A 13,115-nucleotide genomic window follows, 5' to 3' on the forward strand; every position below is an offset into this window, starting at 1 on the left:
CGTGGTGGCCAGGGTCCGGGCCGCGGCCCGGCCGAGGCTCTGCGGTGCCTGGTCGGTGTCCACCGGGTCGGTGACGGTCACAGCGAAAACCACCCAATCATTTCTCGGTCAAGACTGGTAACGGGGATTGGTGGCGTGCCAGGTGAAGCCGCCGCCCATCCAGGAACGGACACCCACGAGGAAGCGCTGCAGTTCCGGCGACGGAACCGCCATCAGCTCCCGGTGGCCGTCCTCGAACTCGTGGACGATCTTGTTGTGCAGCTCGACGGTGGCCTCGACCGCCTCCTCGACCGAGCACCCCCGGTCGGCGGCGATCTGCAGCACCATGTTGCAGACCGGCTTCTCGTCGGCGGCATCCTTCGCCACCGAGTGCAGGTCGTTGACCAGCACCGACGCCGTCCCGGCCCGCATCATCGCCTCCCGCACACGCGGGTCGTAGTAGAACGGCGCGGCCAGCTCGTAGCCGCCGACGGCGTCGACGAGGGTCATCGACGTGTAGAAGCTGTCGTGCTGGCGGGCCGCCAGGTACTCCCACGCCGGCGGGTAGCGGCCCGTGTGGCGCCACGCCGCGTAGGCGTCCCAGCTGACGAACATCGAGAACGTCGCGTAGCAGACCCGCTGGACCAGCACGGGGGAGCCGTGCCGGCCCAGGTGGCCGACCGCCGAGTGCAGCCCGACGAGGATCGGGTCCGCCCGCAGCGCTTCTTCGAGGGGCGCCGAGAACTCCCCGGCCGGCGCGACCGGGTCCATGGCCGCCATGACGAGCGCCAGGCGTGGCGGCAGTTCGGTCGGCGCCGCGCCCAGCGTGCTGTCGTCGGCGTAGTAGTCGTCGGCCGCCCACCAGACCGCGTTCAGCTGCGCCGCGACGAGCAGCCGGTCCGGGTCGTCGCAGTCGGGGTGGGCGAGCATCGCCAGCCTGCCGAACCCCGCGTGGGCGATCTGGTCGAGGCCCGCGCCGGTGAACCCGCAGTCTTCGGCCCACGCGACCAGCCGCCGGTCCACCTCCCCGGCCAGGGCGTCGTCGACGCGACCGGCGACCGGGCAGTACAGCGGCGGCCCGCTGCCGTCTCCCCACGGCAGGTGGGCGTAGGCCGGGTCCTGCCCGGGCGCCGGCGCGAACTGCGTCGCGATCCGGGCCGCCGCCGTGCCGAGGCCGAACGGGCCCGCGAGCAGGCTCTCGGCGCCCCCGTTCGTCCACTGTGGACATTCGGTGCCGGTCGTCATGGGTGCTCTCCCTCGTCGCCCGGCCTCAGACGCGGTCGGCGGCGATGAGCAGGTAGTGGAAGCTGCCTTCGCGGTAGGCGGTCAGGAACGGCTTCTCGACGCCCGTGGCGACCGAGGACCGCTCCCGCAGCTCCCAGTAGGGGATCGTCGCGGCGGTCAGGTCGACGACGTTGATCGGCACGAACCCGTTGTCCGACAAGGCCTTGAAGTAGTCGCCGCGGGCGTGGATGTTGCAGATGTAGTGCTGGTCGATCTGGCTCACCGCCCGCGACCGGCCGCCGGTGACGTCGTTGTAGCACCCGGTGATGGTCACGTACCGGCCGCCGGGCTTGAGCTGCCGGGCGTGTTCGGCGAACAGCTCGTGCAGGTCGACGTACATCGTGCTCTCGTTATTCCAGATCCCCTGGAACACCCCGGATTCGAAGCCGGTGTCGAGCATGTTCTTCAGGTGGTAGCGCACCGAGCCGTCGATCCCGCGCTGCCGGACGTGGTCGTTGGCGAACGCCACCTGCTGCTCGGAGATGGAGATCCCGTCCACCTGGCAGCCGAAGCGCTGGTGCGCCATGACGCTCGTGCCGCCCCGGCCGCAGCCGGCGTCGAGCAGCCGGTCGGCGGGCCCGATCGGGCCGAGGTGGTCGAGGAGGACGTCGGCCTGCGCCGTCTCGAGCCGGTGCATCTCGGCGATGATCGCCTGGTCGCGCTGGGCCTCCGGGACCTCCAGCACGGCCGGGTCGTAGTCGCCGAGACCGTAGTGGTGGTGGTAGAGACCGTCGACATCGCCCAGCCGGAGGTTCACCGGGTCCTTCTCCGCGTTCCAGTAGTCGGCGACCGACTGCTGGTACGCGGTGCGGGTCACGGGCTGGTCGAGAGCCGTCATCGAAGAAACTCCTCGTTCGCGTTTTTCCCTGGTGTGCAAGGAACTCCCCGGACAGCCCGGTTTCGTCCCCTCCCCGTCGACGCTAGCGAGGAAAGATCCACCGGGACAAGGAGCTTCACTCGCGATACCCGGGCGTGGCCCGTCTGGCGCAGCGGCGGCCCTGCGTGGGGTGGTGGGCGGCGGGCGCGGAGGAACCCTATCGGGATCGGCCGTGACTCGTCCGGCTGACGAGACGCGACCCAGGGTCGTCAGGCCCGCCGGCTGTCGGTGGTGATCCCGGCGAGGAAGTGGCGCTGGGCGAAGAAGAAGACGATCACGAGCGGCACGGTCGTCAGGACGCTGCCGGCGAGGACGATCTCCCAGCGTTGTTCACCCGCCTGGCCGAACTGGTCGGACAGGGCCTTGAGCCCGCGCGGCAGCGTGTACAGCGCCGGGTCGCGCAGGTAGATCAGCGGCTTGAGCAGGTCCGACCAACTCGCCTTGAGCTCGAAGACGAAGCTGACGATCAGCGCCGGCCGGCACAGCGGCACCGCGATGCGCCAGAAGAGCGTCCAGTGGTTCGCGCCGTCGACCCGGGCCGCTTCGAACACTTCGCGCGGGAGCCCGAGGAAGAACTGGCGCAGCAGGAAGATGTAGAACGCGCTGCCGAACAGGTTGCCCGCCCACAGCGGAACCTGCGTGTGCGCGAGGCCGGCGCTGTTCCAGATCAGGTAGACCGGGATCATGGTCACCGCGGCGGGCAGCATCATCGTCGCGAGCACCAGGCCGAAGAGCGCGTTGCGGCCGGGGAACCGGAAGTACGCGAACCCGAACGCGACCAGCGAGCTGGTGAGCGTGACCGTCACGGCGGCGGCCAGCGACACCACCACGCTGTTGAGCAGCCAGGCCGCGACCGGCGCGGCCTGCCAGATGTCGGCGTAGTTGCGCCACGCCCACGTGTGCGGGACCAGCGCGTTGTCGAAGACCTGCCCGCCCGGCTTGAGCGACGCGCTGAGCAACCACACGAACGGGTAGAGGAACAGGACGGTCGCCGCGGCGAGCAGGGCCCACCGGACCACGCGCCGCGCGGTCACCGGTCGCCGCCTTCGTAGTAGACGAAGCGGCGGCTGAGCCGGACCTGCACCAGCGTGATCGCCAGGATGACCAAGAACAGCAGCCACGCCATCGCCGACGCGTACCCGAGGTGGAGGAATTCGAACGCTTGCCGGAACAGGTAGATGAGGTAGAACAACGCCGCGTCGCTGCTGTAGGTCGCCGAAGCCGCGGAGCCGTAGAAGGCCGTGTACGCCTCGTCGAACGACTGCAGCGCCGCGATCGTCTGGACGATGAGCGTGAAGAAGAGCGCGCCGCTGATCATCGGGACGGTGATCCGCCGGAACCGCTGCCACGCCGACGCGCCGTCGAGCTCGGCGGCCTCGTACAGCTCCCGCGGCACGCCGCGCAGCGCGGCCAGGTAGATCACCACCGTGCTGCCCACCGACCACAGGTGCATGAGCACCAGCCCCGGCTTGACCCACACCGGGTCGGTGCTCCACTGGGGTCCGTCGACGCCGAAGAAGCCCAGCACCGCGTTGACCAGGCCGGCCTGGCCGTTGAACAGGATGAGGAACAGCACGCCGACGGCGACCTTCGGCGTGATCTCGGGCAGGTAGAACACCGTGCGGAAGAAGCCGGCCGAGCGGCGCCCGGCCCGGCTGAGCAGCGCGGCGAGCGCGAGCGAGACGGCCATCGTCGACGGTACCGACAGCGCGGTGTACACGAGCGTGTTGACGAGGCTCTTGCGCACGGCCGGGTCCTCGAGCAGTTGCCGGTAGTTCGCCCAGCCGACCGCGTCCGGCGAGCGCAGCGCGTCGTAGTCGGTGAAGGACAGGACGAGGCTGGCGACCATCGGGACCGCCATGAAGACCACGAAACCGATCATCCACGGCGACAGGAACGCGTAGGCGGCCCAAGCTTCCTTCGTGCGCCGCCTCACCGGTGGGCCACCGCGGCGTCGAGCGCGCGCTGGGCCTCCTGCTGGGCTTGGCGCAACGCGTCGGCGGGCTGCTGCTCGCCGGACAGCACGCGGTTGACGGCGTTCTGCCAGGCCGTCTTGAACTCGGAGCCGGCCGGGGAGGCCGGCATGGTGAACGCGCTGTCCTGCGCGCGCAGCACGGCCTGCACGGCGGCGTCGAACGCGGGGCGGTCCTTCAACTGCACGATCGAGCCGAAGATCTCCTTGTCCGCGACGCGGTTGCCGGTGTAGACGCCGGTGAACGCCTTGCCGGCGGCGCGGCGCTTCTCCGCGCGCGCCTTCGCGGCGGCGACCCACGTCGGCGCGTCGGTCATCGTCTTGATCCAGGCGCAGGCCTGGTCCTTGTGGGTGCTGCCGGCGGGGATCACCCAGGCGCTGCCGGTGACCCAGTCGATCGGCGTGCCCGCGGTGTCGGTGAAGGGCTTGGCCGACATCCGCACGTCGGGGGAGTAGTTGGCGAGGACGTTGAGGTACCAGTCGTCCATCAGGGTCGAGGCCAGCTGCCCCTGCTCGAAGGGGTTCTTCTCGCCGAAGAAGTCGAACGAGTCGCGGAACGCCTTGACCGCGCCCCAGCCGCCCTGCGCGTCGATCAGCGACTTGGTGTACCCGAGGACCTCGGCCAGCCGCGGGTCGTCGAGGTGGGCGGTCCGGCCGTCGTCGCTCAGCATCCGCACGCCGTTCGCCTTGGCCCACAACGGGAGGAACTCGGGGATCTTCGGGTCGAACCCGATCCGCGTCAGCCCGCCGGCGGTGCGCGCGGTCAGCGTCCGGGCCGAGTCGGCGAGCTTGCCGCGGTCGGTCGTGGTGACGTCCTGCGGGCGCAGGCCGGCCGCTTCGACGGCGGCGTCGTTGACCAGCAGGACCCGGTTGTCGTAGAACTCGGGCAGGCCGTAGACGACGCCGTCGAGGGTGACCTCGCTCAGCGCGGCGGGCCGGTACTGCCCGACGTCGATGTGCTGCTTCGCGATGCAGTCCGTCAGCGGCTCGAGGGTGCCGCGGGCGGCGTAGGTGCCGAGCAGCTGCCGGTCGAGGTAGACGAGGTCGGGCGGGGTGTGCGAGGCGACGGCGGCCAGGAACTGCTGGGCGTCGAAGGCACTCCCGCCGATCTTGACCGTCGCCGGCGCGATGGCCTTCCCGGCCAGGTCGGCGCGGGTGGTGGCGATCTCGTCACCGAGGCCGAACCCCATGGTGGTCAACGAGGTTTCGCCGCCACCGCCCGACCCGACGCCGCCGCACCCGGCGAGCAGCAGGACGACCCCCGCACCGGCCAGAAGTTTCCGCACCATGGCACCCCTTCCCCGCGGCAGAGCCTGCGGTGGGTACCCGGCCGGGGGCGGTCCAAACCACGGTCAGCCGACCCAGGGGTTCGGCCGGCAGACGGCGCCGTCGGCGAGGATCTTGGTGGCGGCCCCGGGTTCGGCGCGGTTGAGCTCCGCGAGGTAGGTGTTCGAGAGACCGAAGGTCTGCTGCATCATCACCGGCGCGGGGGCGCCGGGTGCCGGGCAGCCGACGTGCCCGAAGCCGAGTGCGTGCCCCATCTCGTGGTTGACGGCGTAGGTGCGGTAGCCGGCGAGGTCGGTGCCGAAGGAGTGGGCGCCCCGGACCCACCGCGCGAGGTTGAGGACGATCCGGTGGGTCAGGTGGCACGACGAGTCGTAGGGGATGGCGAACCCGCAGAGCCGGCGGCTGGTGCCGGGGGTGGTGAGGCTGATCCGCACTTCCGGTTGCGCGTCGGCGGTGGTTTCCCGCCGGAAGGCGACTTTGCCCTGACCGATCCAGCCGCGGGGGTCGGTGAGGATGGTGTCGACCTGTTCGGCGAACCCGGGTGCGTCGACACCGTCTTCGACTTCGACGGTGTAGGTGAGTTCCTCGGCGCCTTTCCCCGCGCCGGCGAGGGTTTCGGGGCCGGGGAGGACGTGCCAGGTGCCGTCGCCGGTGGGCGTGACGGGAGGGCCGTCCGGGAGAGCGGCGGGCTCGGGTGGCCGGGTGGTGACCGGCGCGGCGGTCGGCGAGAGCGCGGTGGGAACGCCGGCGAGACGCCGCGGCTCGGCGGCGCGGGGGAGCAGGAGGAGGGCGACCGCGAGGGCGACGGCGAAGACGAGGACCGCGGGTGGCCACCACGCCATCGGTGCCGGGGATGGGGCGGGCGAGTCCAGGAGGTTCGCCGCGGTGATCTCCTTGCGCCGGGGTTTGGTCGCCAGGGGCAGGACGGTTGTGGTGGGTGGGGCGGGTTCCGGCCCGGACGGCCAGACGATGGGCGCGGGCTCCGGCGGACCGGCCGGATCGACCGGATCGGCCGCCGGTGCGACGGTGCGCGCCGAGGGTGGGTTCGTGGTCGGGAACAGCTCCGCTGTCGTCGGCGGTGGTTCGGTGGTGAGGCTCGCTCGTGCCTGCGGGGTGGGTGGTTCGGCCGCCGGAATCGGATCCGTGGGCGTGACTTCGAGCGCGGGACCCGGTTGTGCCGCTGCAGTTGGTGCGGCCGGGTGCGTGGCCGGCGGTTCGGTCGCTGGTTCAGTCCGCGTGGTTGGGTGCTCGGCCGGGGAGCCTGCTTCTTCTGCCGGCGTTCGCGGCTCAGCCGGCGCGGTCGGTTGCGCGAGTGGTGGTTCGGTGGCGAGGCTCGGTTGGGCCGCCGGGATTGGCGGCTCGACCGGCGCGGTCGGTTGCGCGAATGGTGGTTCGGTCGCGAGGCTCGGTTGAGCCGCCTGGGTCGGCGGCTCGACCGGCGCGATCGACTGAGCAGCCGGTGGTTCGGTGGCGAGGCTCACCTGCCAGACAGCTGGTTCCGCCACCGGGCTCGTCGAGGACTCCGGCCCCTCGCCCACTCCGAACAACGGCTGTCGCAGGGGTTCCGTCGGCGGCTCCGCGCGCGGGGGCACCTGCACCACCGTCGCGGGCGGCTCGGGCCGACGGGGTGCCGGGGCCTCCAGAACCACTTCGGCTTCGGGAGAACCCATGGGCCGGGGCGACCGCGGCCGGGGAACCGCACGACGGAACCGCGATCGCCGGCGGGCTCGCGGCACGCCCGCCGCCGGGGCTTCGTCCTCCACCGGGCGGCACTCCCGCGGCCGCGGCTGGGGCAGCCAATCGACGCGCGCCGGTTCAGTAGGCAAGGCCCACGCTCGCGCACGCCGGGCCCGGGGCCGTCGCCGATCGGGGGTACGACACCGTCGACGGGTCGCCGTCGGACGTGTAGCGGTGGCCGTGCGGGGTGGCCAGCACGTCGAGCCAGTGGGACGAGCCGTACTCCGCCTCCGTGCCGCTCGACTGCGACCGGATCCGCGGGATCGCCGCCGGGTCGAAGTCGTCCGAACACGGCGAAGGCGCCGGTCCCGCTCCCACCAGCAGCGCGCCCTCGTACGAATAACCCGGGCCCCGCAACGCCGACTCCGTCTGCCGCGGGCGGGTGCCGTACGGCAGCGCCAACGTCCGCGGCTGGTAACCCGTCGCGCGGATCGCCGCGTCCTCCTCCGTGATCGCCGCCGTCACCTCGCTCTCCGACGCCGTCCGCAGGTTCGTGTGGTGGCGCGTGTGGTTGCCGATCTCGAAGCCGTGGGAGGCCAGCCAGCGCAGCTCCGGCCCGTCGTCCGGCGCGCCGAACGGGTGCTCGTTGACGTACAGGCTCGCCACCGGGCGGAACCGCGGGTGCGCCGCCGCGACGTCCAGCAGGATCCGGATCGCCGTGCCCTCGGCCGGTTGTCCCTGCGGTGTCAGGGCGAACACGCTCGGGTCGCCGTCGTCGAAGGTCAGGACCACCGGGTGTGCGCCGGCGGGGAGGTCGAGCCGGCGGGACACCAGTTCGGCTGTCGTCACCGGGACGTAGTCCTCCGCCGCCAGCCGCTCGAGCTCCGCGGTGAAGTCGGCGGGCGTGCGGTCGTACACCGACCGCGGCCGCTCGACGATCCGGTGGTACATCAGGATCGGCACCCGCCCGAGCTCGTCGGCACCGACCTGGCTCGCGAGCGCGGGGGTGACGCGGCTGGGCGTGGCGGCGACGGGCGCGGGCCGGGGCGCCGGGGGTTCGACGGGCGCCGGCCCGCCGCACGCCGTCACGGCGGCCACCGCGGCGAACCCCGCGCCGAACCGGAAAAGGCTACGCATGCGGGAAGTGTGGGGGCGGGCCCGCCGCGGCGCGGCCCGGCCCACCGGGTCGGGTGAGCGCGGGTTTTCCCGCCACGGTCCGGAATTCGACGTTTCCGCAGGCCGCGGGCCTGGTCACGAAACGGCCTCGGGCACGATGCGGTGATCGTCGCGGATGGCGTTTGCCCGAAGATCACGGCGGGTATTTCCCTGCGATGGTCCCGAAAACGGCGTCCACCGCCGAACGCACCTTCGATCGACGTCTGGTCCTCCTCACCGCTCTCGCGGGTCTGGCGACGAGCGCGTGCGGCGCGCGCCGGGCGGGCCGGGCGCTCGCCGTCCCGGTCACCGCGACGCCGGCTCCGCCGACGCCGCCGCCGAACCCCCTGGAGAAGAACCTGCTCGTCGGCTTCTGCGGAGCGCCGGGCTCGCCGGCGCTCGGCCGGATGACCGGCGACCTGACGGCGGCGGGCCGCGAGCTGCGGCAACGGATCCGCGCCTTCCCGGCGGGCCGCCCGATCACCCCGGTCGTCGAGCTGATCGCGACCACCGTGCACCGCTCGCCCGGCGAGGACGGCATGTACCGCAGCCGCTGTTCGGAGGAGACCATCCGGGACTACCTCGACGCCGCCCGCGCCCTGAACGGCCTGCTGCTGCTGAACATCCAGCCCGGCCGCGCCGACTTCCTGCCCGAGGTGCAGGCGTACGAACGCTGGCTGACCGAGCCGGACGTCGGCGTCGCGCTCGATCCCGAGTGGGCCGTGGAACCGGGCGTGATCCCGGGGAAGAAGTTCGGCCGCACGACCGGTGACGAGCTCGACGGCGTCGCGCGCTACCTCGGCGGTCTGGCCGAAGCGCACCGCCTGCCCGCGAAGGTCATGGTGTACCACCAGGTGGCGTCGTCGGTGGTGCGCGACGAAGAGCTGCTGCTCGCCCACCCCGGGGTCGCGCCGGTGAAGGTCGTCGACGGGATAGGGTCGGCGTCGGCGAAGAAGGCGACGTGGAAGACGCTCATGACGACCCGGCCGGAGCACGTGCGGCCCGGGTTCAAGCTGTTCTTCGACGAGGACACCCGCCGCGGCGCGGCGCTGATGACCCCGGCGGACGTGCTGGCGCTGAGCCCGGTGCCCGCCTACGTCGTCTACGAATAGCGGCAGGCAGCGCGAAAGCCCGGTGCGGATCCGCACCGGGCTTCTTCGTGGGTCCGGCGGAAACGACGAAAGCCCGGTGCGGGGAGGTGAACCGCACCGGGCCATCGCCGGCTGTCCGTCCGGGGTCTCCGGTCGGTCCCTAACCGACCGGGACGGGCAGCCCGCCGAGAAGGTCGTTCACGAGAGCGGACAGCGAGATCAGCACGCGCTGCAGCAACGCGTTGAGGAGCGCGGAGACCGGCGGCAGGCTCTGGCGGGCCTTCAGGTCCGCGGCCAGCCGGTCGACGTCGTCGCGTGCTTCGGTGGTCTGTTGCTGGGCCGTCGCCGCCTTGTCGCGGGTTTCGGCCTGGATGGTGTACCGGTCGCCCTGGGCCAGGTCCGTGAGGACCGGGTCGAGGTTGGTCAGGGTGACCCGCGTGCCGGCGACGTCGCCGTTGTCCGCTCGCGAGACCAGCTGGTCGCGCAGGGATTGGACCTGGGCCGCGGCGCTCGTCGTGCTCGACGAGCCGCTGCCGCCGGGCCCGCCCGCCGACGCCACGCCCACCCCGGTCAGGGTCACCGCGGCCGCGGTGAGGAAAACCGTGACCGCCCGGGCCAGTGCACTTTTCATGTCGTACTCCTCCGGAATTCCGATACCGACTGGAGATCATGGTGATCTCCGCCGGCGATTACCGCGAGCGGATCCCCTGACCTCGGCGGACGCGCCGATTCCGCTCGGTGCACGGGCGCCCCGGGAACCGCGGGACAAACATCGAGTTCGCGTGAAGCCGGTGATCGACGAATCGGCACACTGGTTACTGATCGTGATCACATCACTCGGAAGTGAATGTCGATTACGATGAACGGCTGAAATGGGCCTGGTTTCTTCACGGAAGGTATGACTGGGGTGGTTCTCGCGTGGCACGTGGGTTTCACCCGATTGTGAAGTTTGTCGCGAGATTCAAGGGGTAACCATGCGCTTTTGCCTAGAGCCGGAAAGCCACTCTTAAGAAGGGTACGGCGCAAAACCACTTCTTGCGCGCTGAGCGTCTGGTTAATCTGGGTGGCGGCCGCCGGGTCCGGTTTCCGGTCCTCCGGTGGCTTCCTCGGTGCCGAGACCTGACAACTGGGCGCCTTTCGGAGAACACGAAAACGCAGAACGTCCCGGCGCCGCTGGCGCCGGGACGTTCTGTGCGGGAGAAGAGGGAACCAGGTGCGGCGCGCGAGGGCAACCCGGCCACCGGAAGCGGTGCGCGAGAAGGGTTCCACCGCGCCCGGCCGTGCCGACGCGCTTGGCGGCGCCGGCCCGGCCGACTGCGGTGGTGCACCTGGCCGGGTGGGGCCGAGCCCGCGGGAAGCCGGCGGGTCCAGTTGCGGCGGGCCGGCTGCGAGCGGGCCTCGCTGCGGTACCGCGCCTTGGTCGACACTTCGGGAAACGCGCAGCTTCGCCTGTGGCGCACGTGGCCGCGCACGGCCGAGACCTGGAGAAACAGGGGGGTTCGACTGCGTCCCGATGGCTGCGCACGCGGGCGCGATCGAGGCTGGCCGCAGTCCTGCTCTGCGGCCGAGACTGCGGGGAACCGGAGGATCCGGCCGCGGTGCGGTGATGGTCCGTGCGGTGGCTGGTGAGTGCGGCCGCAGTGCTGCTCCGCCGCCGAGACCTCGGGAAACCGGCGGATTCGACCGCGGTGCACTGATGGTCCGTGCGGTGGCTGGTGAGTGCGGCTGCTGGGTCGCACCGGGGCCGAGATCTCGGGAAACCGGCGGATCCGGCCACGGTGCAATGATCGTCCGCCCGGCGGCCAGTGAGTCCGGTTGCTGCGTCGCACCGGAGCCGAGACCTCGGGAAACCGGCGGGTCCAACCACCCCGCCGGGTCTCCCGGGTCCCGGCCCGGACCTCAGGCGCCCGGCGGGGTGCGTCGCGGCTCGGCGGGCGGGTACGTGTTCACCGGCGGCGCCTGTGCGGCCGGCGAAGTCCCCGCATGCGGTACCGCCTCCGGCCGCGCGGTCCCTCCCGCGGCGGGATACCCCGCCATCGCCCCGGTCTTCGGCCCGCGCCGCGCCAGGCCGGCCAAGCCCAGCAACCCGACCAGGCCGAGCAGGCCCCACAAACCGTTGTTGTCGTCGTTGTCGCTCCGGACGTTGTCGTCGTTGTCGGCCTGCGCCGCGACGGGCGATGCCGCCGGCGCCGCCGAAGCCGGGAATGCCCCGGTCACCGCGATGGCGGCCGCCGCGGCGGTGCCTGCCAAGAGGTTTCGAATCACTTTTCTTCCTTCCGTTCGGGCGGGCGGTCACCGGTCGCGTACCCCGGTCACCCGCGTTCACACCCGCAGTCACGGGAACGGGCGACACGACCCGGTTTCCGGGGCCCGGACGCCGTTTGTAGAATGGCCGTCGGTTCAAGCAGGAGCCGTGGAAGGACTTGTGCGTCCGCCACCGCCGTCCTTCCCCTTTTTCGCGCTGGTGCGCATCCGCATTCGGAAAACACCGTCCACTGCCGTGGACCCGGGGGAGTAATGAACAGTCAGCTCGTGGTCGCTCCGCTGGGCGCGACCTTCTCAGCCCGCTTGATCTGCACCACCGGCGACCGCCTGATCCACCCGGCGGACGGTCGCAACGACCTCGCCCGCATCGTCGTGCGCTGGGCCCGCGCCTGGGTCCCCGAAACCTGGCCCGCCCGCCAGTACTTCGCCGCGCTCGGCATCGGTGATGACGAAAACCCTTGCTACACCGACGAAGATGTCACAGGTTGGCACCTCCTCGAGCCTCGCCCCGGCTCGCTCGCGTGGCGGGTGCGGTCGGGCGAGATCGACGTGACGACCGCGCTCACCGCCGAAGCGGAGGCCTGGCCCGGCTGAGGAACACCGCGGACCAGCCCTGCGTCACCTCGAACCGAGGCGGCGCAGGGCTCTTCGTCGTGTCCGAGATCTTCCTTGCCCGACAAGCGATCCGGGCGCACCATGGAAGGCGAAGAGTTGCGGGAAAACAGGTCCGCGTAACCCGATCGGACCACTAGTAGGCCGGTCAGGGGCTTGCGGCAGCCACACGATGGTGGCATGGAGTGGAACCCGTGCGGCGACATCAGTACGTTTCCCTCACACCAGGCGGAGAACACACCTTCACTGCCGCCCATCCGACGCAATTGTCGATCGAGGAGAAATCCATGCTGAAGAAGCTCGGCTTCGTCACGGCCGCCGCCGCGGCGGGCGCTTTCCTGGCCGGGGGCGTCGCCGCCGCCGGGACCCCGGACGAGCACGACCACCACGGTCACCACCACGGCGCCTACGACTACTCGGGCCAGGTCGGCCTCGTGAACCTCAACAACACCGACGTGCTGCACAACGTCGACGTCACGCCGGGCCTCTGCGGCAACGACGTCAACGTGCTCGGCGTCCAGGTGCCGATCCGCGAGTCGCTCAACGGCATCGGGGTCCCGATCCTGTCGCCGGGCGAGCACGAGGCCGACGGCGACGCGCCCTACAACTGCGCCGCGAGCGCGTTGACCGACGGCGGCACCAGCCAGGGCAACTGAGTTTCCGTGCCGCCGCCGCCCGCTGTGTGTGCGGACGCCGGCGGCCGGCACGGAAATACGGCGATTCGCGTCGACGTCGTGACGCGGGCCCGGAACGCGGAGCGAGCTGCACACTCCGGTTCCGCGTTCCGGGACCGCCGCGACGACGGACGTCGCCGGCACGGGTGGGACCGGTCACGACCTGGAGAAGTGCGCCGGTCCCACCCGGCGTGAACCGCACCCTAACGGACTTGACGCCGCCCGGCGAACCGAAGCCGGGC

General features: G+C 71.5%; 12 protein-coding genes. 3 read left to right on the forward strand and 9 right to left on the reverse strand.

Features of this window, described 5'->3' with window-relative positions; all coding sequences use genetic code 11:
* Positions 1-108 precede the first annotated feature (108 nt).
* The 7 genes from ACIQWX_RS45815 to ACIQWX_RS45845 all read right to left on the reverse strand — a co-directional run bounded on the left by ACIQWX_RS45815 (position 109) and on the right by ACIQWX_RS45845 (position 8,213).
* Positions 109-1,224 carry a family 2 encapsulin nanocompartment cargo protein terpene cyclase gene (locus ACIQWX_RS45815; protein ID WP_400885368.1) on the reverse strand — a complete coding sequence of 372 codons (1,116 nt, stop codon included), beginning with the start codon at positions 1,222-1,224 and terminating at the stop codon, positions 109-111.
* Between the two features lie 25 nt (positions 1,225-1,249).
* Positions 1,250-2,101, reverse strand: coding sequence for a geranyl diphosphate 2-C-methyltransferase (locus tag ACIQWX_RS45820; RefSeq protein WP_400885370.1), 852 nt, complete (start codon positions 2,099-2,101; stop codon positions 1,250-1,252).
* Positions 2,102-2,349: 248 nt separating this feature from the next.
* Positions 2,350-3,174 (reverse strand): carbohydrate ABC transporter permease, encoded by an 825-nt coding sequence (locus ACIQWX_RS45825; RefSeq protein ID WP_400885372.1) that lies wholly within the window; start codon positions 3,172-3,174, stop codon positions 2,350-2,352.
* Positions 3,171-4,076, reverse strand: a complete 906-nt coding sequence (locus ACIQWX_RS45830; protein WP_400885374.1) for a carbohydrate ABC transporter permease — start codon at positions 4,074-4,076, stop codon at positions 3,171-3,173. Before ACIQWX_RS45830 ends, ACIQWX_RS45825 begins: the two co-directional genes overlap by 4 nt.
* Complete coding sequence (locus tag ACIQWX_RS45835) at positions 4,073-5,401, reverse strand: extracellular solute-binding protein (RefSeq protein WP_400885375.1); 1,329 nt, start codon at positions 5,399-5,401, stop codon at positions 4,073-4,075. Before ACIQWX_RS45835 ends, ACIQWX_RS45830 begins: the two co-directional genes overlap by 4 nt.
* A gap of 63 nt (positions 5,402-5,464) precedes the next feature.
* On the reverse strand, positions 5,465-6,241 hold the full coding sequence (locus ACIQWX_RS45840; protein WP_400885376.1) for a DUF3152 domain-containing protein: 777 nt from the start codon (positions 6,239-6,241) through the stop codon (positions 5,465-5,467).
* A 973-nt stretch (positions 6,242-7,214) separates the two neighbouring features.
* Positions 7,215-8,213, reverse strand: a complete 999-nt coding sequence (locus tag ACIQWX_RS45845; protein WP_400885378.1) for a polysaccharide deacetylase family protein — start codon at positions 8,211-8,213, stop codon at positions 7,215-7,217.
* Between the two features lie 194 nt (positions 8,214-8,407).
* Between ACIQWX_RS45845 and ACIQWX_RS45850 the strand changes: the two genes are divergently transcribed.
* On the forward strand, positions 8,408-9,343 hold the full coding sequence (locus ACIQWX_RS45850; protein ID WP_400885380.1) for a hypothetical protein: 936 nt from the start codon (positions 8,408-8,410) through the stop codon (positions 9,341-9,343).
* 139 nt (positions 9,344-9,482) lie between these two features.
* Here ACIQWX_RS45850 and ACIQWX_RS45855 read toward each other — a convergent pair whose 3' ends face one another.
* Both ACIQWX_RS45855 and ACIQWX_RS45860 read right to left on the reverse strand, forming a co-directional pair.
* Positions 9,483-9,953 (reverse strand): hypothetical protein, encoded by a 471-nt coding sequence (locus tag ACIQWX_RS45855; protein ID WP_400885382.1) that lies wholly within the window; start codon positions 9,951-9,953, stop codon positions 9,483-9,485.
* A gap of 1,268 nt (positions 9,954-11,221) precedes the next feature.
* On the reverse strand, positions 11,222-11,587 hold the full coding sequence (locus ACIQWX_RS45860; RefSeq protein WP_400885384.1) for a WGxxGxxG family protein: 366 nt from the start codon (positions 11,585-11,587) through the stop codon (positions 11,222-11,224).
* 267 nt (positions 11,588-11,854) lie between these two features.
* On the opposite strand from ACIQWX_RS45860, the gene ACIQWX_RS45865 reads away from it, so the two are divergent.
* Positions 11,855-12,181: a hypothetical protein gene (locus ACIQWX_RS45865; RefSeq protein ID WP_400885386.1), complete on the forward strand. Its 327-nt coding sequence runs from the start codon at positions 11,855-11,857 to the stop codon at positions 12,179-12,181.
* Positions 12,182-12,486: 305 nt separating this feature from the next.
* Positions 12,487-12,855, forward strand: coding sequence for a hypothetical protein (locus ACIQWX_RS45870; RefSeq protein ID WP_400885388.1), 369 nt, complete (start codon positions 12,487-12,489; stop codon positions 12,853-12,855).
* Positions 12,856-13,115 lie beyond the last annotated feature (260 nt).

Source organism: Amycolatopsis sp. NPDC098790 (genome assembly GCF_044759945.1).
Classification (GTDB): Bacteria; Actinomycetota; Actinomycetes; order Mycobacteriales; family Pseudonocardiaceae; genus Amycolatopsis.